Annotated in this window: 31 protein-coding genes; all 31 read right to left on the reverse strand. The window is 60.4% G+C overall.

The genetic code is table 11. The features are described from left to right. Nucleotides 1-149 precede the first annotated feature (149 nt). The gene (rpsK, locus tag LGM71_RS31060) at nt 150-551 is read right to left on the reverse strand and encodes a 30S ribosomal protein S11 (protein ID WP_004197937.1); all 402 of its coding nucleotides are present in this window, start codon (nt 549-551) and stop codon (nt 150-152) included. Nucleotides 552-579: 28 nt separating this feature from the next. Continuing rightward, on the reverse strand, nt 580-945 hold the full coding sequence (rpsM, locus tag LGM71_RS31065; protein ID WP_039323572.1) for a 30S ribosomal protein S13: 366 nt from the start codon (nt 943-945) through the stop codon (nt 580-582). Nucleotides 946-983: 38 nt separating this feature from the next. Continuing rightward, nucleotides 984-1100 (reverse strand): 50S ribosomal protein L36, encoded by a 117-nt coding sequence (rpmJ, locus tag LGM71_RS31070; RefSeq protein WP_004199844.1) that lies wholly within the window; start codon nt 1098-1100, stop codon nt 984-986. Between the two features lie 20 nt (nt 1101-1120). Continuing rightward, nucleotides 1121-1339 (reverse strand): translation initiation factor IF-1, encoded by a 219-nt coding sequence (gene infA / locus LGM71_RS31075; protein ID WP_004521905.1) that lies wholly within the window; start codon nt 1337-1339, stop codon nt 1121-1123. A gap of 9 nt (nt 1340-1348) precedes the next feature. Beyond that, nucleotides 1349-2698: a preprotein translocase subunit SecY gene (secY, locus tag LGM71_RS31080; RefSeq protein ID WP_006400642.1), complete on the reverse strand. Its 1350-nt coding sequence runs from the start codon at nt 2696-2698 to the stop codon at nt 1349-1351. 42 nt (nt 2699-2740) lie between these two features. Then, nucleotides 2741-3175 (reverse strand): 50S ribosomal protein L15, encoded by a 435-nt coding sequence (gene rplO, locus LGM71_RS31085; RefSeq protein ID WP_006477180.1) that lies wholly within the window; start codon nt 3173-3175, stop codon nt 2741-2743. 26 nt (nt 3176-3201) lie between these two features. Next, nucleotides 3202-3384, reverse strand: a complete 183-nt coding sequence (gene rpmD, locus LGM71_RS31090) for a 50S ribosomal protein L30 (protein ID WP_006400644.1) — start codon at nt 3382-3384, stop codon at nt 3202-3204. 15 nt (nt 3385-3399) lie between these two features. Further along, complete coding sequence (gene rpsE / locus LGM71_RS31095) at nt 3400-3918, reverse strand: 30S ribosomal protein S5 (RefSeq protein ID WP_006752931.1); 519 nt, start codon at nt 3916-3918, stop codon at nt 3400-3402. A 14-nt stretch (nt 3919-3932) separates the two neighbouring features. After that, a complete protein-coding gene (gene rplR / locus LGM71_RS31100) occupies nt 3933-4298 on the reverse strand; it encodes a 50S ribosomal protein L18 (RefSeq protein ID WP_006477183.1) in 366 nt (121 codons plus the stop codon). A gap of 12 nt (nt 4299-4310) precedes the next feature. Continuing rightward, nucleotides 4311-4841 carry a 50S ribosomal protein L6 gene (gene rplF / locus LGM71_RS31105; RefSeq protein WP_006758786.1) on the reverse strand — a complete coding sequence of 177 codons (531 nt, stop codon included), beginning with the start codon at nt 4839-4841 and terminating at the stop codon, nt 4311-4313. A gap of 18 nt (nt 4842-4859) precedes the next feature. Further along, the gene (gene rpsH / locus LGM71_RS31110; protein WP_006477185.1) at nt 4860-5255 is read right to left on the reverse strand and encodes a 30S ribosomal protein S8; all 396 of its coding nucleotides are present in this window, start codon (nt 5253-5255) and stop codon (nt 4860-4862) included. A 14-nt stretch (nt 5256-5269) separates the two neighbouring features. Next, nucleotides 5270-5575 carry a 30S ribosomal protein S14 gene (gene rpsN, locus LGM71_RS31115; protein ID WP_006482884.1) on the reverse strand — a complete coding sequence of 102 codons (306 nt, stop codon included), beginning with the start codon at nt 5573-5575 and terminating at the stop codon, nt 5270-5272. 7 nt (nt 5576-5582) lie between these two features. Continuing rightward, complete coding sequence (rplE, locus tag LGM71_RS31120; protein WP_006482882.1) at nt 5583-6122, reverse strand: 50S ribosomal protein L5; 540 nt, start codon at nt 6120-6122, stop codon at nt 5583-5585. A 16-nt stretch (nt 6123-6138) separates the two neighbouring features. Next, entirely contained in the window at nt 6139-6447 is a 309-nt protein-coding gene (gene rplX / locus LGM71_RS31125) for a 50S ribosomal protein L24 (RefSeq protein ID WP_006477187.1), read from the reverse strand. Between the two features lie 9 nt (nt 6448-6456). Then, nucleotides 6457-6825: a 50S ribosomal protein L14 gene (gene rplN / locus LGM71_RS31130; RefSeq protein WP_006752929.1), complete on the reverse strand. Its 369-nt coding sequence runs from the start codon at nt 6823-6825 to the stop codon at nt 6457-6459. A gap of 309 nt (nt 6826-7134) precedes the next feature. Continuing rightward, nucleotides 7135-7407 carry a 30S ribosomal protein S17 gene (gene rpsQ / locus LGM71_RS31135; RefSeq protein ID WP_006752928.1) on the reverse strand — a complete coding sequence of 91 codons (273 nt, stop codon included), beginning with the start codon at nt 7405-7407 and terminating at the stop codon, nt 7135-7137. Further along, nucleotides 7404-7598 (reverse strand): 50S ribosomal protein L29, encoded by a 195-nt coding sequence (gene rpmC, locus LGM71_RS31140; RefSeq protein ID WP_006400652.1) that lies wholly within the window; start codon nt 7596-7598, stop codon nt 7404-7406. Before rpmC ends, rpsQ begins: the two co-directional genes overlap by 4 nt. Nucleotides 7599-7607: 9 nt before the next feature. Beyond that, nucleotides 7608-8024, reverse strand: a complete 417-nt coding sequence (rplP, locus tag LGM71_RS31145) for a 50S ribosomal protein L16 (RefSeq protein WP_059468475.1) — start codon at nt 8022-8024, stop codon at nt 7608-7610. 2 nt (nt 8025-8026) lie between these two features. Beyond that, nucleotides 8027-8827, reverse strand: a complete 801-nt coding sequence (rpsC, locus tag LGM71_RS31150; RefSeq protein WP_006482899.1) for a 30S ribosomal protein S3 — start codon at nt 8825-8827, stop codon at nt 8027-8029. A gap of 11 nt (nt 8828-8838) precedes the next feature. After that, nucleotides 8839-9168 (reverse strand): 50S ribosomal protein L22, encoded by a 330-nt coding sequence (gene rplV / locus LGM71_RS31155; protein WP_004199272.1) that lies wholly within the window; start codon nt 9166-9168, stop codon nt 8839-8841. Nucleotides 9169-9180: 12 nt separating this feature from the next. Continuing rightward, nucleotides 9181-9456, reverse strand: coding sequence for a 30S ribosomal protein S19 (rpsS, locus tag LGM71_RS31160; RefSeq protein WP_004199273.1), 276 nt, complete (start codon nt 9454-9456; stop codon nt 9181-9183). Between the two features lie 10 nt (nt 9457-9466). After that, nucleotides 9467-10294: a 50S ribosomal protein L2 gene (gene rplB / locus LGM71_RS31165; protein ID WP_034209733.1), complete on the reverse strand. Its 828-nt coding sequence runs from the start codon at nt 10292-10294 to the stop codon at nt 9467-9469. A 2-nt stretch (nt 10295-10296) separates the two neighbouring features. After that, a complete protein-coding gene (rplW, locus tag LGM71_RS31170) occupies nt 10297-10611 on the reverse strand; it encodes a 50S ribosomal protein L23 (RefSeq protein ID WP_004199275.1) in 315 nt (104 codons plus the stop codon). Continuing rightward, nucleotides 10608-11228, reverse strand: a complete 621-nt coding sequence (rplD, locus tag LGM71_RS31175) for a 50S ribosomal protein L4 (protein WP_006477192.1) — start codon at nt 11226-11228, stop codon at nt 10608-10610. Before rplD ends, rplW begins: the two co-directional genes overlap by 4 nt. Further along, a complete protein-coding gene (gene rplC, locus LGM71_RS31180; protein WP_006752926.1) occupies nt 11228-11878 on the reverse strand; it encodes a 50S ribosomal protein L3 in 651 nt (216 codons plus the stop codon). The genes rplD and rplC overlap by 1 nt, the downstream gene beginning before the upstream one ends. Before the next feature lie 178 nt (nt 11879-12056). Next, on the reverse strand, nt 12057-12368 hold the full coding sequence (gene rpsJ / locus LGM71_RS31185) for a 30S ribosomal protein S10 (RefSeq protein ID WP_004199280.1): 312 nt from the start codon (nt 12366-12368) through the stop codon (nt 12057-12059). A gap of 286 nt (nt 12369-12654) precedes the next feature. After that, a complete protein-coding gene (gene tuf / locus LGM71_RS31190) occupies nt 12655-13845 on the reverse strand; it encodes an elongation factor Tu (protein ID WP_006482910.1) in 1191 nt (396 codons plus the stop codon). Between the two features lie 42 nt (nt 13846-13887). Then, nucleotides 13888-15990: an elongation factor G gene (fusA, locus tag LGM71_RS31195; protein WP_059535572.1), complete on the reverse strand. Its 2103-nt coding sequence runs from the start codon at nt 15988-15990 to the stop codon at nt 13888-13890. 123 nt (nt 15991-16113) lie between these two features. Then, entirely contained in the window at nt 16114-16584 is a 471-nt protein-coding gene (gene rpsG, locus LGM71_RS31200) for a 30S ribosomal protein S7 (RefSeq protein ID WP_006477195.1), read from the reverse strand. Between the two features lie 172 nt (nt 16585-16756). Further along, the gene (gene rpsL / locus LGM71_RS31205) at nt 16757-17137 is read right to left on the reverse strand and encodes a 30S ribosomal protein S12 (RefSeq protein WP_006400662.1); all 381 of its coding nucleotides are present in this window, start codon (nt 17135-17137) and stop codon (nt 16757-16759) included. A gap of 227 nt (nt 17138-17364) precedes the next feature. Beyond that, nucleotides 17365-19212, reverse strand: a complete 1848-nt coding sequence (recQ, locus tag LGM71_RS31210) for a DNA helicase RecQ (RefSeq protein ID WP_059599776.1) — start codon at nt 19210-19212, stop codon at nt 17365-17367. Between the last annotated feature and the right edge of the window lie 91 nt (nt 19213-19303).

A 19303-nucleotide genomic window follows, 5' to 3' on the forward strand; every position in this document is an offset into this window, starting at 1 on the left:
TTCCTTTATCAATCAGTCACGCGGATCGAAATCCGCGCTAGTTCGCGCCCTTTGGGGCGAACGGTGGGCTTAGTCAATCAAAAAAGCAACGCCCGTCGACGCTACGCGGCGACAGGCAAATGTGCCAGCACGAACGTGCCAGCACATTCTTAGATACGACGGCGCTTCGGCGGACGGCAGCCGTTGTGCGGAATCGGGGTGACGTCCGAAATCGCGGTGATCTTGATGCCGAGGCCATGCAGTGCACGCACTGCCGACTCACGACCCGGGCCCGGGCCCTTGATCCGCACTTCCAGATTCTTCACGCCATATTCCATCGCCACGCGACCGGCCGACTCAGCAGCAACCTGAGCAGCGAACGGCGTCGACTTGCGCGAGCCCTTGAAGCCCTGGCCGCCCGACGTCGCCCATGCCAGTGCATTGCCCTGGCGATCGGTGATCGTGATGATCGTGTTGTTGAACGACGCGTGAACGTGAACCACGCCTTCAGCGACGTTCTTCTTAACCTTCTTGCGAACGCGTTGCGCCGCGGTATTCGAAGCCTTAGCCATTACGTTTTCCTGTAACTGTCAGTTCCGCTTACTTCTTCAGCGCTTGCGCTGCACGACGCGGACCCTTGCGGGTACGTGCGTTCGTACGCGTACGCTGACCGCGCATCGGCAGGCCCTTGCGATGACGAACACCACGGTAGCAACCGAGGTCCATCAGGCGCTTGATGTTCATCGTCACTTCACGGCGCAGATCGCCTTCGACGATGAACTTGCCCACTTCTTCACGCAGCTTTTCGAGGTCTGCGTCGGTCAGGTCCTTGACCTTCTTCGAGAATTCCACGCCAGCTGCCGTGCAGATGCTGCGCGAGCGCGTGCGGCCGATACCGAAGATTGCCGTCAGGCCGATCTCGGTATGCTGGTGATTCGGGATGTTAACCCCTGCGATACGAGCCATTGTTTTTCCTCAAACAAAAAGCGCAAACAAACGCGCGGTCAGCCTTGGCGCTGCTTGTGGCGCGGATCCGAGCTGCAGATCACGCGAACGACGCCTTTGCGCTTGATGATCTTGCAATTGCGGCAAATGCGCTTAACCGATGCCATCACTTTCATGATAATACCCTTTTTTCAAATCACTTCGCCCGGAACACGATCCGCGCACGAGACAGATCGTAAGGCGTCAATTCAACCGTCACCTTGTCGCCTGGCAGGATGCGGATGTAGTGCATCCGCATCTTCCCGGAGATATGCCCCAACACGACATGGCCGTTTTCCAGCTTCACACGGAAGGTCGCATTCGGGAGGTTTTCGATCACCTCACCTTGCATCTGGATTACATCGTCTTTGGCCATAGTCCTTAATTAACGCATTGGGATGTTGCCGCCCTTGAAGTTTGCCTTCTTGAGCAGCGACTCATACTGTTGCGACATAACGTACGACTGCACCTGCGCCATGAAGTCCATCGTGACGACGACAATGATCAGCAGCGACGTTCCACCAAAATAAAACGGCACGTTCCAGCGCAGCACCAGGAATTCCGGCAGCAGACAGACGAAGACGATGTAGATCGCACCCGCCAGCGTCAGACGCGTGAGGATACGGTCGATATATCGTGCGGTCTGATCGCCCGGACGAATCCCCGGAACAAACGCGCCGCTCTTCTTCAGGTTGTCCGCGGTTTCCCTGCTGTTGAACACCAATGCGGTGTAGAAGAAGCAGAAAAACACGATCGCCAGCGTGTACAGCAGCACATAGACCGGCTGGCCCGGCTTCAGCGCCTCCGCGACGTTATGCAACGTGTTGGAGATCCAGCTTCCCGACGGCTGACCCGTGCTGAACCAGCCGAGAATCGTGGCCGGGAATAGGATGATCGACGATGCGAAGATCGGCGGAATCACGCCCGACATGTTCAGCTTCAGCGGCAAGTGCGACGACTGGCCACCGTAGATCTTGTTGCCGACCTGGCGCTTCGCATAGTTCACGAGGATCTTGCGCTGACCGCGTTCGATGAACACGACCAGGTAAGTCACCGCGGCAATCAGAACGACGATGATGATCGCCGAAATGATGCTCATCGAACCCGTGCGCACCAGCTCGAACAACCCACCGACGGCATTCGGGAACCCTGCTGCGATCCCGCCGAAGATGATGATCGAGATGCCGTTACCAAGACCACGCTCGGTGATCTGCTCACCCAGCCACATCAGGAACATCGTGCCGGTAACCAGCGTCACGACCGTCGTCAGTCGGAACAGCATGCCGGGGTCGATCACGAGGCCTGGCTGGTTTTCCAGCGCAGCCGCGATCCCGAACGCCTGGAAGGTCGCGAGCACCACGGTGAAATACCGCGTGTACTGCGTGATCTTCCGTTGCCCTGCCTGCCCTTCCTTCTTCAGCGCCTCGAGCTGCGGCGAGACGATCGCCAGCAACTGCATGATGATCGACGCCGAGATGTACGGCATGATCCCCAGCGCAAAGATCGTGAAGCGGGAAAGCGCGCCACCCGAGAACATGTTGAACATGCCCAGGATGCCGCCCGCCTGGCTCTGGAACAGCTTCGCCAGTTGATCCGGATCGATGCCCGGCACGGGGATGTGCGCGCCGATGCGATAGACGATCAGCGCCAGGAGCAGGAACATCGCTCGCCGACGCAGATCGCCGAATTTCGCCGTGCTTCGACCGGGTTTTGCAAGACTCGGGCTGTTAGCCAAGTACCTTCTCCGATGAATGCAAGTAACGACGCGCTACGCGTGTCACTCGGCGAACGAACCGCCAGCCGCTTCGATCGCAGCGCGCGCACCCTTGGTGGCACCGAGACCCTTCACGACGATCTTGCGCTTCAGTTCGCCCGTCGCGATGATCTTTGCGCTCTTCGTCAGCTCGCCGACCAGGCCGGCTTGCTTCAGCGCGAGCAGATCGATTTCATCGACCGGCAGCTTCTCGAGGTCGGAGAGGCGCACTTCACCGACGAATTCCTTCGTCAGCGACGTGAAGCCGCGCTTCGGCAGACGACGTTGCAGCGGCATCTGACCGCCTTCGAAACCGACTTTGTGGAAGCCGCCCGAACGCGATTTCTGACCCTTGTGACCACGGCCAGCCGTCTTGCCGAGGCCCGAACCGATGCCGCGACCGACGCGACGCTTGGCGTGCTTGGCGCCAGCGGCCGGCTTCAGGTTATTCAATTCCATATCAACTCCTTGATCCGTAGGGCCGCTTACGCGATGACCTTAACGAGGTACGAGACCTTGTTGATCATGCCGCGGACCGCCGGCGTGTCCTGCAGCTCGCTAACCGAGTTGAGTCGGCGCAGGCCCAGGCCACGCACGGTCGCGCGGTGCGATTCGCGGGTCCCGATCAGGCTCTTAACGAGCTGAACCTTGACAGTTTTTTCAGACATGGTGACCACCCGGGCTTAGCCCAAAATATCTTCGACGGACTTGCCGCGCTTCGCCGCGATGTCTGCCGGGGTCGACTGCTTGCGCAGACCGTCCAGCGTGGCGCGAACGAGGTTGTACGGGTTCGTCGAACCGTGGCTCTTCGCCACGACGTTCTGAACGCCCATCACGTCGAACACTGCGCGCATCGGGCCGCCGGCGATCACGCCCGTACCTGCCTTCGCCGGAGCGAGGAGGACAGCGGATGCGCCATGCTTGCCGTGCACTTCGTGCTGCAGCGTGCCGTTCTTGAGCGGCACCTTGAACATGTTGCGGCGAGCTTGTTCCATTGCCTTCTGGACAGCGACCGGCACTTCCTTCGCCTTGCCCTTGCCCATACCGATACGGCCATCGCCGTCGCCAACCACGGTCAGTGCGGCGAAGCCGAGAATACGGCCACCCTTCACGACCTTGGTCACGCGGTTGACCGAAATCATCTTTTCGCGAAGGCCGTCGTCGCGCTCGTCAGCCTGAACTTTCGCTTGCATCTTTGCCATGACGAATTCCTTCCTTAGAACTTGAGCCCAGCTTCGCGAGCTGCCTCAGCCAGCGCCTTGACGCGGCCGTGGTAGCGGAAGCCCGAGCGGTCGAAGGCGACGGATTCGATGCCGGCGGCCTTTGCCTTCTCGGCAATACGCTTGCCGATCAGCGTCGCAGCATTAACGTTGCCACCCTTGCCCGACTTGTCGGCCAGTTCGGCGCGCACTTCTGCTTCGAGCGTCGACGCGCTGGCGAGCACCTTGGTGCCGCAGGGCGAGAACACTTGAGCGTAGATGTGCGTGTTCGTGCGATGCACGGCGAGACGCGCGACCTGCAGCTCAGCGATCTTGATACGCGTCTGGCGAGCGCGGCGCAGGCGAGATTGAGTCTTATCCATGATTGCGCACCCTTACTTCTTCTTCGTTTCTTTGAGGATCACAACCTCGTCGGAATAGCGCACGCCCTTGCCCTTGTAGGGCTCCGGCGGACGGTAACCGCGAACTTCCGCAGCCACTTGACCGACTTGTTGCTTGTTGATCCCCTTGATCACGATTTCGGTTTGCGTCGGGGTTTCAGCCTTGACGCCTTCCGGCATCTGGTGCACCACCGGGTGCGAGAAACCCAGCGACAGGTTCAGCTTGTCGCCTTGCGCCTGCGCACGATAACCGACGCCAACCAGCGTCAGCTTGCGCTCGAAACCCTTGGTCACGCCGTGCACGGCATTCGCGATGATCGCGCGCATCGTGCCCGACAGTGCATTTGCTTCGCGGCTTTCGTCGACCGGCGACAGATTCAGCGTGCCGTCGTTGTTCGCCACGTTCACGAGCGGATTGATCGCTTGCGTGATGGTGCCCAGCGGGCCCTTGACGGTGATTGCACCGTCGGCCAGCTTGACTTCCGCGCCTTGCAGCGCGATCGGGCTCTTACCTACTCGAGACATGTTTCTCTCTCCTCGGCTTTAAGCGACGTAGCAGATGACTTCGCCGCCGACGCCGGTAGCGCGCGCCTTGCGGTCGGTCATCACGCCCTTCGGCGTCGACACGATTGCCACGCCCAGGCCATTCATGACCTGCGGAATGTCGTTACGGCCGCGGTACACGCGCAGACCAGGCTTCGACACGCGCTCGAGGCGTTCGATGACCGGGCGACCTGCGTAGTACTTCAGCGCGATATTTAGTTCGGACTTCGCACCTTCCGCCTTGACGGCGAAATCGTCGATATAACCTTCGTCCTTCAGGACTTGCGCGATTGCAACCTTGACCTTCGACGAGGGCATCGCGACCGATACCTTCTCGACCATCTGCGCGTTGCGGATGCGAGTCAGCATATCGGCGATAGGATCACTCATGCTCATTTACGTTTCTCCTATTACCAGCTCGCCTTGGTCAGGCCAGGAATCTCGCCACGGAATGCGATTTCACGAATCTTGTTACGCGCGAGGCCGAATTTACGGAACGTGCCACGCGGACGGCCCGTGATCGCGCAGCGGTTACGCTGGCGGGTCGGGTTTGCGTTGCGGGGCAGTTGCTGCAGCTCAAGGCGTGCTTCGTAGCGCTCTTCTTCCGACTTGCTTTGGTCTTCGACGATCGCCTTCAGCGCTTCGCGCTTTGCTGCGAACTTCGCGACCAGGCGGGCGCGCTTCTTTTCACGTTCGATCAGTGCCAGTTTAGCCACGGTAACCTCAGTTTCTGAACGGGAACTTGAAGCTGGCGAGCAGAGCCTTTGCTTCGTCGTCGGTCTTCGCAGTCGTCGTGATGCTGATGTTCAGCCCACGCAGTGCGTCGATCTTGTCGTAGTCGATTTCGGGGAAAATGATCTGCTCTTTCACACCGATGTTGTAGTTGCCGCGGCCATCGAAAGCACGGCCCGACACACCGCGGAAGTCACGCACGCGGGGCAGGGCAACGGTCACGAAACGGTCGAGGAATTCGTACATCGCACGACCACGCAGCGTCACCATCGCGCCGATCGGGTAGCCCTGGCGGATCTTGAAGCCTGCGATTGCCTTGCGTGCCTTCGTGACGACCGGCTTCTGACCAGCGATCTTCGTGAGGTCGCCAACGGCGTTCTCGATGATCTTCTTGTCAGCGATCGCTTCGCCAAGACCCATGTTCAGCGTGATCTTGGTGATGCGCGGCACTTCCATGACCGACTTGTAACCGAACTTCTCGATCAGGCCGGGCACAACCTTTTCTTTGTAAAACTCTTGAAAACGAGCCATTTTTTACTCCGCTGCGTCAGGCGCTCAGTACGGCACCGGTCGTCTTCAGGAAGCGAACCTTCTTGCCTTCCTCGACCTTGATGCCAACACGCGACGCCTTGCCATTCGCGTCGACCAGTGCGACGTTCGAAATATGCAGGGGCATCGTCTTCGCTTCCACGCCACCCGTCGTACCCTTCATCGGGTTCGGCTTCACATGCTTCTTGACGAGGTTGATACCCTCAACCGTCACATGTTCTGCACCGACAGCCAGCACGACGCCGCGCTTGCCCTTGTCTTTGCCAGTGACGACGATAACTTCGTCACCTTTGCGAATCTTGTTCATCGCGACTCCTTACAGCACTTCCGGCGCCAGCGAAACGATCTTCATGAATCGTTCGCTACGCAGCTCACGCGTCACCGGCCCGAAGATACGGGTGCCGATCGGCTCAAGCTTGTTATTCAAAAGCACAGCGGCGTTGCCGTCGAACTTGATCAGCGAGCCGTCTTGACGGCGAACACCCTTGGCGGTGCGGACCACCACGGCGTTGTAGATTTCGCCTTTCTTCACGCGCCCGCGCGGCGTTGCTTCTTTGACGGTCACCTTGATGATGTCGCCAATGCCGGCATAACGACGCTTCGAGCCGCCGAGCACCTTGATGCACATGACTTCACGCGCACCCGTGTTGTCGGCTACTTCGAGCCGAGATTCGGTCTGGATCATGGTTTGTCTTTCCCAACTTAATCCGGATGCACCACCATGATGCATTCGGTCAGTCTTGGTCCCGTCAGCCAATCGGCTGCTTGGGTTGGAACAGCAGCGACGGCAAACGAAACCCGCCATCGCAATTCGGTGAATCTTTCGGACAGGCTGGCGCCAGTCCGCTTCCCCCACCAACTTCGCCCGCGACGGGGCTCCCATAAAGAGGGAAGACCGGGATTATAACAAATAATCCCGGTCACGCAAGCAAAAACTTTGCGATTTCAAGCACTTCTTGGCGAAGTGCCTGTTACTGCCAACTGCCCTGCCCGCTTAGATGACGCGAGCTGCTTCGACGAGGCGCGACACCGTCCAGGCCTTCGTCTTCGAAACAGGACGAGTTTCCTGGATTTCGACGAGATCGCCTTCGTTGCAGGTGTTCGCTTCATCATGCGCGTGGTACTTCTTCGAGCGCACGACGTACTTGCCGTAGATCGGGTGCTTGACGCGGTGCTCGATCAGCACGGTGACGGTCTTGTCCATCTTGTTGCTGACGACCCGACCGACCAGCGTCCGCTTCAGCGAGGTTTTCACGCTATCGTTCATTTCTGGTTCGCCTTCTGAGTCATGACGGTCCGCACACGTGCGATGTCGCGACGAACCTTCTTCAGCTGGCTCGTGTTCGTGAGCTGCTGGGTCGCGAGTTGCATGCGCAGGCCGAATTGCGCCTTCAGCAGGTCCGCCAGCTCCTTGTTGAGCGCGGCCTGGTCTTTCTGGAGAAGTTCGGAAGCCTTCATGTTTTCTCCTTAGGCGCCGAGCTGGCGCACGATGAACGTCGTCTTCAGCGGCAGCTTCGCTGCAGCCAGACGGAACGCTTCGCGTGCCAGTTCTTCGGTTACGCCGTCCATTTCATAGAGCATCTTGCCCGGCTGGATTTCGGCGACGTAGTACTCCGGGTTACCCTTACCGTTACCCATACGCACTTCTGCCGGCTTTTGCGAAATCGGCTTGTCCGGGAAGATCCGAATCCAGATGCGGCCGCCACGCTTGATGTGACGCGTCATTGCACGACGCGCCGCTTCAATTTGACGTGCGGTCAAACGACCGCGACCGATCGCCTTCAGGCCGAATTCACCGAACGACACTGCGTTGCCGCGCGTCGCCTTGCCAGTGTTACGACCCTTCTGCTCTTTACGATACTTTCTGCGTTTCGGTTGCAGCATCGTTATTCTCCAGTCTTGCCGTCTTCGGGCTTGCCGGCGCCACGGCGCGGTGCGCCACGACGAGCACCCGGAGCGCCGCCTTCGCCGTCACGGCGCGGACGACGGTCGCCCGGACGCGCATTGCGACGCGGACGCTTGTCTTCGGCTACTTCTTCGACCACCGGCGCGTCATTGCGGCCGAGCGTGTCGCCCTTGTACACCCAAACCTTGACGCCGATGATCCCGTAGGTCGTCTTCGCTTCCGAGGTTGCGTAGTCGATATCGGCACGCAGCGTGTGAAGGGGCACGCGACCTTCGCGATACCACTCCGTACGAGCGATTTCGATACCGTTCAGACGGCCTGCGCTCATGATCTTGATGCCCTGGGCACCCAGACGCATCGCGTTCTGCATCGCACGCTTCATCGCGCGACGGAACATGATCCGGCGCTCGAGCTGTTGCGTGATCGAGTCAGCGATCAGTTGCGCATCGGTTTCCGGCTTGCGGATTTCTTCGATGTTGACGTGAACCGGCACGCCCATGCGGCGTTGCAGTTCCGTCTTCAGCTGTTCGATATCCTCGCCCTTCTTGCCGATGACGACGCCCGGACGCGAGCTGTAAATCGTGATGCGCGCGTTCTTTGCCGGACGCTCGATGACGACCCGACCGACCGAAGCGTTCTTCAGCTTCTTCTTCAGGTATTCACGAACACCGATGTCTTCCTGCAGCATCGCCGCGAAATTGTTGTTGTTCGCGTACCAACGCGAAGCCCAATTGCGGCTGACAGCCAGGCGGAAGCCAGTCGGATGAATTTTCTGTCCCATCGTATGGCTCCTTAATTCCCGACCGTCACAGTGATGTGACAGGATTGCTTCTCGATGCGGTTACCGCGGCCCTTTGCGCGCGCGGTGAAACGCTTGAGCGATGCAGCCTTGTCGACGTAGATGCTCTTGATCTTGAGCTCGTCGATATCAGCGCCTTCGTTGTGCTCCGCATTCGCGATTGCCGACAGCACAACCTTCTTCACGATGCCAGCCGCCTTCTTCGGCGAGAACGTCAGAACGTTCAGCGCCTTGTCGACCGGCAAACCGCGGATCTGGTCAGCCACAAGGCGCGTTTTTTGCGCCGAGATGCGGGCACCGCGATGAATTGCTTTCACTTCCATCTTGATTGCCCCTTATTTCTTGGCCTTCTTGTCGGCCGCGTGACCCTTGAACGTACGGGTCAGTGCGAACTCGCCAAGCTTGTGGCCGACCATGTTTTCCGAGATGTACACCGGAACGTGTTGACGGCCGTTGTGAACAGCGATCGTCAGGCCGATGAAATCCGGCAGAATCGTCGAGCGACGCGACCAGGTCTTGATCGGCTTTTTGTCGCGCGAAGCTGCAGCCGCCTCAACTTTCTTCAGCAAATGGGCGTCGCAGAACGGACCTTTTTTTACAGAACGTGCCATTGCCTACTCCTTAACGCTTGTGACGGCGCTGGACGATCATCGTCGTCGTGCGCTTGTTGCTGCGGGTGCGGTAACCCTTAGCCGGCGTACCCCACGGGCTCACCGGGTCGCGACCTGCAGCCGTCTTGCCCTCACCACCACCGTGCGGGTGATCAACCGGGTTCATCGCAACGCCACGCACCGTCGGGCGGATACCGCGCCAGCGGTTCGCGCCAGCCTTGCCGATTTGGCGCAGGCTATGCTCTTCGTTGCCGACTTCACCGATCGTTGCACGGCACTCGATGTGCACGCGGCGGATTTCGCCCGAACGCAGACGAACCTGCGCGTAGACGCCTTCACGTGCCAGCAGCATGGCCGACGTGCCAGCCGAACGCGCCATTTGCGCGCCCTTGCCCGGCAGCATCTCGATGCAGTGGATCGTCGTACCGACCGGAATGTTGCGGATCGGCAGCGTGTTACCTGCACGGATCGGCGCTTCCGAACCCGACATCAGCTGCTGGCCGACGGTCAGGCCCTTCGGGGCGATGATGTAGCGACGCTCGCCGTCTGCGTAGAGCACCAGCGCGATGTTCGCGCTACGGTTCGGGTCGTATTCGAGACGCTCGACCTTTGCCGGGATGCCGTCCTTCGTGCGACGGAAATCGACGATACGGTAATGCTGCTTGTGACCACCACCCTTATGACGCGTGGTGATGCGGCCGTTGTTGTTACGGCCGGCGGTCGAGCTCTGCGAGTCGAGCAGTGCCGCGTACGGCTTGCCCTGGTGCAGATTCTTGTTGACCACCTTGACCATCGCGCGGCGACCCGGCGAAGTCGGTTTAACTTTCACGATTGCCATGATTACTTGGCCTCCGCTTCAAAGTTGATTTCCTGGCCGGGCTTCAGGCAAACGTACGCCTTCTTCACGTCCTTGCGACGGCCCATCGAACGGCCGAAGCGCTTTTGCTTGCCCTTCTGAACCAGCACGTTGACCGAATCAACTTCAACCTTGAACAGCAGCTCGACAGCCGCCTTCACTTCCTGCTTCGTGGCATCCGGTGCGACTTCGAACACGACTTGCTCGTTCTTGTCGGCAACCAGCGTCGCCTTTTCCGAGATCACCGGTGCGAGCAGGACCTGCATCAAACGATGATCGTTCTTGCGAATCTCGCTCATGACAGCAACTCCTCGATCTGGGCGACCGCAGCCTTCGTGACCAGCACTTTCTTGAAGTAGATCAGCGACAGCGGGTCAGCGTAGCGCGGCTCGACAATCGCCACGTGCGGCAGGTTGCGCGAAGCCAGGTACAGGTTCTCGTCGACCGTGTCCGTAATGATCAGCACGGAGTCGAGACCCATGGTCTTGAATTTGTCAGCCAGCAGCTTGGTCTTCGGCGCTTCGAGGATGATGTCCTCGACGACCGACAGACGACCTTCACGGGCCAGCTGCGAGAAGATCGAGCAGAGACCTGCGCGATGCATCTTCTTGTTGACCTTGTGCGAGAAGTTTTCTTCCGGCGAGTTCGGGAAGATGCGACCACCGCCACGCCACAGCGGGCTCGACGACATACCGGCACGAGCGCGGCCCGTACCCTTCTGACGCCACGGCTTCTTGGTGGTGTGCTTGACTTGCTCACGGTCCTTCTGTGCGCGGTTACCTTGGCGAGCATTCGCTTGGTACGCGACGACGACCTGGTGGATCAGCGCTTCGTTGTAGTCACGACCGAACACGACGTCCGACGCGTTGACCACTGCACCTTCCTGACCATTTTCGTTCAGGAGCTTGAGTTCCATTATTTCGCCCCCTTGGTCTTGACGGCCGGCGTCACGAAAACCTTGCCGCCCTTCGCGCCCGGAATCGCGCCCTTGACGAGCAGCAGCTTGCGCTCTGCGTCGATACGAGCGATTTCGAGGTTCTGCACCGTCACCGTAACGTCACCGAGGTGACCCGTCATGCGCTTACCCGGGAAAACGCGACCCGGATCCTGCGCCATACCGATCGAGCCCGGCACGTTGTGCGAGCGCGAGTTACCGTGGGTGGCACGGCCGGAGGAGAAGTTGTAACGCTTGATCGTACCAGCGTAGCCCTTACCGATCGACACGCCTTGCACGTCGACCTTCTGGCCCACTTCGAAAAGATCAGCACCGACCACGGCGCCATTCGACAGCTCTGCTGCCTTGGCCGCGTCAATGCGGAATTCCTTGAGGATTTCACCGGCTTCGACACCGGCTTTGGCGAGATGACCTGCCAGCGGCTTCGTCACGCGCGATGCGCGGCGGGAGCCGAATGCAACCTGCACGGCCGTGTAGCCGTCGGTTTCAACAGTCTTGATCTGCGTCACGCGGTTGTCCGACACGTCCAGCACGGTGACGGGAATCGAATCCCCTTCAGCCGTGAAGATACGGGTCATGCCAACCTTGCGACCTACGAGTCCAAGGCTCATCATTTTCTCCATTCCCGACTGCGATTGGTCGGGGCTGATTTACAAAATGCCGGGCACGCAAGGCCCAACTTTTTTACGCGAATACGCGAAAAGCCAAGCAGTATAGCCCGACTTCTCGATTTCCGCAAGCAATACAAAGACTTAGCACCACCCAGCAATCCGGATGGCGCCGAAAGCCTTACTGCAGCTTGATTTCCACGTCGACGCCAGCCGGCAGATCGAGCTTCATCAGCGCGTCAACCGTCTTGTCGGTCGGATCGACGATGTCCATCAGGCGCTGGTGGGTACGGATTTCGAGCTGATCGCGCGACGTCTTGTTGACGTGCGGCGAGCGCAGGATGTCAAAACGCTGAATGCGCGTCGGCAGCGGCACCGGGCCACGGACGATTGCGCCAGTCCGCTTCGCGGTATCGACGATTTCGGCAGCCGATTGATCGATCAGACGATAGTCGAAAGCCTTCAGGCGAATGCGGATTTTCTGTTGCTGCATGACGATTCCTTGAAAAGAGCGAGGCGATGTTGCATCGCCGGACACTAAAAGAACGCGAAACCTGTTGCCTGCGGGGAGCGAGGCGCCAGCTTCCGAACGGCACTTCCACTGCTAAGCCCGCGATTCTACACGAAAAATCGGAGTGGTGGTGTGCGTTTGTCAATACCGCAACGCGCACGCCACAAAGACAAAACCGGGTGCCAGATCAAACTGGACACCCGGTTTCAACGGTACGACTGCCTACCGTGGAATCGCGGACCCCGGAGGGATCCGCGGATCGTCGATGTTACTCGATGATCTTGGCGACGACGCCGGCGCCGACGGTACGGCCGCCTTCGCGGATTGCGAAGCGCAGACCTTCTTCCATCGCGATCGGAGCGATCAGCTTCACCGTGATCGACACGTTGTCGCCCGGCATCACCATTTCCTTGTCCTTCGGCAGCTCGATCGAGCCCGTCACGTCCGTCGTACGGAAGTAGAACTGCGGACGGTAGTTGTTGAAGAACGGCGTGTGACGGCCGCCTTCGTCCTTGCTCAGCACGTACACTTCAGCCGTGAAGTGCGTGTGCGGCGTGATCGAACCCGGCTTCGCCAGAACCTGGCCACGCTCCACGTCTTCACGCTTCGTGCCGCGCAGCAGGATACCCACGTTGTCGCCTGCCTGACCTTGGTCCAGCAGCTTGCGGAACATTTCAACGCCCGTGCAGGTCGTCTTCACCGTCGGCTTGATACCGACGATTTCGATTTCCTCGCCGACCTTCACGATGCCGCGCTCGACACGACCCGTCACCACCGTACCACGGCCCGAGATCGAGAACACGTCTTCCACCGGCATCAGGAACGCGCCGTCAACTGCACGCTCCGGCGTCGGGATGTACGTGTCCAGCGCGTCTGCCAGGCTCATGATCGCCACTTCGCCCAGCTCGCCCGTGTCGCCTTCCAGCGCCAGCTTCGCCGAACCCTTCACGATCGGCGTGTCGTCGCCCGGGAAGTCGTACTTCGACAGGAGTTCGCGAACTTCCATCTCGACCAGCTCGAGCAGTTCAGCGTCGTCCACCATGTCGCACTTGTTCAGGAACACGATGATGTACGGAACGCCAACCTGACGCGCCAGCAGGATGTGCTCACGCGTTTGCGGCATCGGGCCGTCTGCTGCCGAGCAAACCAGGATCGCGCCGTCCATCTGCGCCGCGCCCGTGATCATGTTCTTCACATAGTCAGCGTGGCCCGGGCAGTCGACGTGTGCGTAGTGGCGGTTTGCCGTTTCGTACTCGACGTGTGCCGTGTTGATCGTGATGCCGCGCGCCTTTTCTTCCGGTGCCGCGTCGATCTGGTCGTACGCCTTCGCTTCGCCGCCGAACTTCTTCGTCAGAACCGTCGTGATCGCTGCCGTCAGCGTCGTCTTGCCGTGGTCAACGTGACCAATCGTACCAACGTTGACGTGCGGCTTGGTCCGCTCAAACTTTTCTTTTGCCATGATTCTCTTCTTTCAAAAAATAATCGGTTGGTAGCTACAGATTTACTTCGACTTCGCGCTGATGATCGCTTCAGCAACGTTGCGCGGAGCTTCAGCGTAGTGCTTGAACTCCATCGTGTACGTTGCACGACCTTGCGTCAGCGAACGCAGCGACGTCGAGTAACCGAACATTTCCGACAGCGGCACTTCGGCGCGAACGATCTTGCCGCCGCCAACCATGTCTTCCATGCCCTGGACGATGCCGCGACGGCCCGACAGGTCGCCCATCACGTTGCCCATGTAGTCTTCCGGCGTCTCGACTTCGACAGCCATCATCGGCTCGAGGACGACCGGGTTCGCCTTGCGCATCGCTTCCTTGAACGCCATCGAACCGGCCATGCGGAACGCGTTTTCGTTCGAGTCAACGTCGTGGTACGAACCGAACGTCAGGTGAACCTTCACGTCGACGACCGGGAAGCCAGCCAGCACGCCCGACTTCAGCGTGTCCTGGATACCCTTGTCGACCGCCGGGATGTATTCACGCGGAATCACACCACCCTTGATCTCGTCGAAGAACTCGTAGCCCTTGCCTTGTTCGTTCGGCTCGAGCGTGATGACCGCGTGACCGTACTGGCCGCGACCACCCGACTGCTTGACGAACTTGCCGTCGACGTCCTTCGCCGTCGAACGGATCGTTTCGCGGTATGCAACCTGCGGCTTGCCGACGGTCGCTTCCACGCCGAATTCACGCTTCATCCGGTCAACCAGAATTTCGAGGTGGAGCTCGCCCATGCCCGAAATGATGGTCTGGCCCGACTCTTCGTCGGTCTGCACGCGGAACGACGGGTCTTCCTGCGCCAGACGGTTCAGCGCGAGGCCCATCTTTTCCTGGTCAGCCTTGGTCTTCGGCTCGACAGCCTGCGAAATCACCGGCTCCGGGAACACCATGCGCTCGAGAACGATCGGGTTCGCCGGGTCGCACAGCGTGTCGCCCGTGGTCGCTTCCTTCAGGCCGACCGCAGCGGCGATGTCGCCTGCGCGGACTTCCTTGATTTCTTCACGCTGGTTCGCGTGCATCTGCAGAATACGACCGAGCCGTTCCTTCTTGCCCTTGGTCGAGTTCAGCAGCGTGTCGCCCGAGTTGACGACGCCCGAGTACACACGGAAGAAGATCAGCTGGCCGACGAACGGGTCGGTCATGATCTTGAACGCGAGCGACGAGAACTTCTCGTCGTCCGACGCCTTGCGCTCCGCTTCTTCACCGTTTTCGAGCTCGCCCTTGACCGGCGGGATGTCGACCGGCGACGGCAGGAAGTCGATCACGGCGTCGAGCATACGCTGCACGCCCTTGTTCTTGAACGCGGTACCGCACAGCATCGGCTGGATTTCGCACGCGATCGTACGGTCGCGCAGAGCCTTGACGATGTCGGCTTCCGGCAGATCGCCTTCTTCCAGGTACTTGTTCATCAGGTCTTCGCTGGCTTCAGCAGCCACTTCGACCATCTTTTCGCGCCATTCCTTGCAGGTCTCGGCGAGCTCGGCCGGGATGTCGACGTAGTCGAACTTCGTGCCTTGCGACGCTTCGTCCCAAATGATCGCCTTCATCTTGATCAGGTCGACCACGCCCTTGAAGTTTTCTTCCGAGCCGATCGGCACCACGACCGGAACCGGGTTCGCCTTCAGGCGCAGACGGAGCTGGTCGTAGACCTTGAAGAAGTTCGCGCCGGTACGGTCCATCTTGTTGACGAACGCGAGACGCGGCACCTTGTACTTGTTCGCCTGGCGCCACACCGTTTCCGACTGCGGCTGCACGCCGCCCACTGCGCAGTACACCATGCACGCGCCGTCGAGCACGCGCATCGAGCGCTCCACTTCGATCGTGAAGTCGACGTGCCCCGGGGTGTCGATGATGTTGATGCGGTGTTCCGGATAGTTGCCGCCCATGCCCTTCCAGAAGGCCGTGGTAGCAGCGGACGTGATCGTGATGCCACGCTCCTGTTCCTGCTCCATCCAGTCCATCGTGGCTGCGCCGTCGTGAACTTCACCGATCTTGTGGTTCACACCGGTGTAAAACAGAATGCGCTCGGTCGTCGTCGTCTTGCCGGCGTCGATGTGAGCGCTAATACCGATATTGCGGTAGCGCTCGATAGGAGTCTTGCGAGCCACTTTGATCCTCTACTGGGATGACACGATGCAGCCCTGCTGCATCATGCTTCAACACAAACGGGCGAGGCGCCTGAAAAGCGCACCCGCCCGGAATTTATTTCCGCTAACAGCCCAGCCAGGCGCTTAGAAACGGAAATGCGAGAACGCGCGGTTGGCTTCTGCCATGCGGTGAACTTCATCGCGCTTCTTCATCGCGCCGCCACGGCCTTCGGCCGCTTCGGAGAGTTCACCTGCCAGGCGCAGGGCCATCGACTTCTCGCTGCGCTTCTTCGCAGCCTCACGCAGCCAGCGCATCGCCAATGCCATACGACGCGACGGGCGCACTTCGACCGGAACTTGATAGTTGGCACCACCAACGCGACGGCTCTTCACTTCGACCACCGGCTTCACGTTGTTGAGCGCAACGGTGAACACTTCCAGCGGGTCCTTGCCACCCTTGGTCTGGATTTGTTCGAATGCGCCATAAACGATGCGCTCTGCGACCGACTTCTTGCCGGACAGCATCAGCATGTTCATGAACTTGGCTACATCAACGTTGCCGAACTTCGGATCCGGCAACACTTCCCGCTTGGGGACTTCGCGACGACGCGGCATGATTCTTCCTTTACCTGTTCAGTTGGAGCTGCATTCAGCCCCGCGGCCACCAACAAACCCGATCACATCTTCACGACTAACCAGCTTGGCCGGGTGACCACTTACTCGACAGCACCGGCAATCCGGCACTCCCGCCTTGACCGCCCTGCGGCGATCCCTGATCAAAAACTGCTTACTTGGCAGCCTTTGCACGCTTCGCGCCGTACTTCGAGCGCGCTTGCTTACGGTCCTTGACGCCCTGGGTATCCAGCGAGCCGCGAACCATGTGGTAACGCACACCCGGCAAGTCCTTCACACGGCCGCCGCGGATCAGCACAACCGAGTGTTCCTGCAGGTTGTGGCCTTCACCGCCGATGTACGAAATCACTTCGAAGCCGTTCGTCAGACGAACCTTGGCAACCTTACGGAGTGCCGAGTTAGGCTTCTTCGGCGTCGTCGTGTACACACGGGTGCACACGCCGCGACGCTGGGGGCAGTCCTGCAGGGCCGGGCTCTTGCTCTTCGTCGTTTCCGACTGACGGCCTTTGCGAACCAGTTGGTTGATGGTTGGCATTGTTTATTCCTGAAATTGAACAAAATCTGCACATCGATTTCGGGCAAAGCGAGAATCGACGCACAGTTGATTTCCGAACTGGCGATACGGACACGAACTTTCGAACGCGGCTCGACCCACCGAATACCGGAACCCAGCATCATATGCCGGAAATGCCAACGAAGTCAACGGCTTGCGTGATTTGCCAACCGCGCGGGCGGTTTACCGGAAGGGTCGGAACACCTGTGTCATGCCGATTCGACGACGTCGATGATCTCGTCGCCGAAGCGTTCCAGCTTGCGCACACCCATGCCGGGGATGTGGCGCAGGTCGTCGATCGTCTCCGGCGCATTGCGCGCAATTTCGGCCAGCGTCGCGTCGTGGAAGATCACGTAGGCCGGCACGCCGTCGGACTTCGCGGTTTCCGCGCGCCACGCGCGCAGCGCATCCCAGCGTGCGCGCTCGCGCGTGCCCATGCCGGCCGTCGGGTCGACCCGCGTGCCGCTGCGGCTCGACGACTGGCGCGTGCGCTGCGGCTTCACGTAGCGGCGAAGCGTGACCTTCTCCTCGTTCTTCAGCACCGGCTTCGCGGCCTCGGTCAGCATCAGCGCGCCGAAGCCGCCGTGGTCGACCGCCAGATAGCCATACGCCACGAGCTGCCGGAAAATCGCGCGCCACTCGGGCTCGGACAGCGACGCGCCGATCCCGAACGTACTGAGCTGGTCGTGGCCGCGCTGCAGCACCTTCTCGGTGCGGCCGCCACGCAGAATCTCGATCAGATGGCTCGAGCCGAAATTGAAGCCGCTCGCGCGCTGCGCGCGGAATACGCACGACAGCGCCATCTGCGCCTCGCGCGTCGCGTCCCACGAATCGGGCGGTTCGAGGCACGTGTCGCAGTTGCCGCACGGGTGGCTCGCCTCGCCGAAGTAGTTCAGAAGCCGCACGCGCCGGCACGAGATCGTCTCGCACAGTCCGAGCAGCGCATCGAGCTTCGACGTCTGTACGCGCTTGTGCGCGTCGTCCGCATCGGACTCGTCGATCATCTTGCGCTGCTGGACGACGTCGCCGAGCCCATACGCCATCCACGCGTTTGCCGGCATCCCGTCGCGGCCCGCACGGCCGGTTTCCTGGTAGTAGCCTTCGACACTCTTCGGCAAATCGAGGTGGGCGACGAAGCGCACGTCCGGCTTGTCGATGCCCATGCCGAACGCGATGGTCGCGCACATCACGATGCCTTCCTCCCGCTGGAACATTTCCTGGTGCTTCTGCCGCACCTCGAACTCCATCCCCGCGTGATACGGTAGCGCACGCACGCCCTGCGCCTTGAGCCATTCGGCCGTTTCCTCGACCTTGCGGCGCGACAGGCAGTAGACGACACCGGCGTCGGTCGTGCCGTCGGCATTCGTGTGCTCGGCGCGGATGAAATCGAGCAACTGCGAACGCGCGTTGTCCTTTTCGACGATCCGGTAGCGGATGTTCGGGCGGTCGAAGCTCGACACGAACACGCGCGCGTCGTCGAGCGCGAGACGATGGATGATCTCGTCGCGCGTGATCGCATCGGCCGTCGCGGTCAGCGCGATACGCGGCACCGACGGGAACCGCTCGTGCAGCACCGACAACTGAATGTATTCCGGACGGAAATCGTGCCCCCATTGCGACACGCAGTGCGCTTCGTCGATCGCGAACAAGCCGATCTTCGCGCGCTCGAGCAGGTCGAGGAAGCGCCCCGTCATCAGGCGCTCCGGCGCGACGTACAACAGGTCGATTTCGCCTTCGCGCAGCGCGCGCTCCGTGGCCGCGGCCTCGGCGCCCGACAGCGTCGAGTTCAGGTAGGCCGCGCGCACGCCGACTTCGCTCAACGCCGCGACCTGGTCCTGCATCAGCGCGATCAGCGGCGACACGACGATGCCGGCGCCCTGCCCGGCCTCGCGGCGCAGCAGCGCCGGAATCTGGTAGCACAGCGATTTGCCGCCGCCAGTCGGCATCAGCACGAGGCAATCGCCGCCGCCGGCGACGTGTTCGACGATCTCGCCCTGCTGGCCGCGAAATGCGGAATAACCAAAGACTTCGTCGAGGATTTCGAGGGCGCGGGACATGAATGATGAGAACGAGGACGGCGGAACGATGACCGCGATTTTAACAACCCGCTCGCGCGACGCGCGGCGAATCGTGCAACGTTGGCCGATC

It is taken from the genome of Burkholderia sp. AU33545 (genome assembly GCF_020419685.1).
Classification (GTDB): Bacteria; Pseudomonadota; Gammaproteobacteria; order Burkholderiales; family Burkholderiaceae; genus Burkholderia; species Burkholderia diffusa.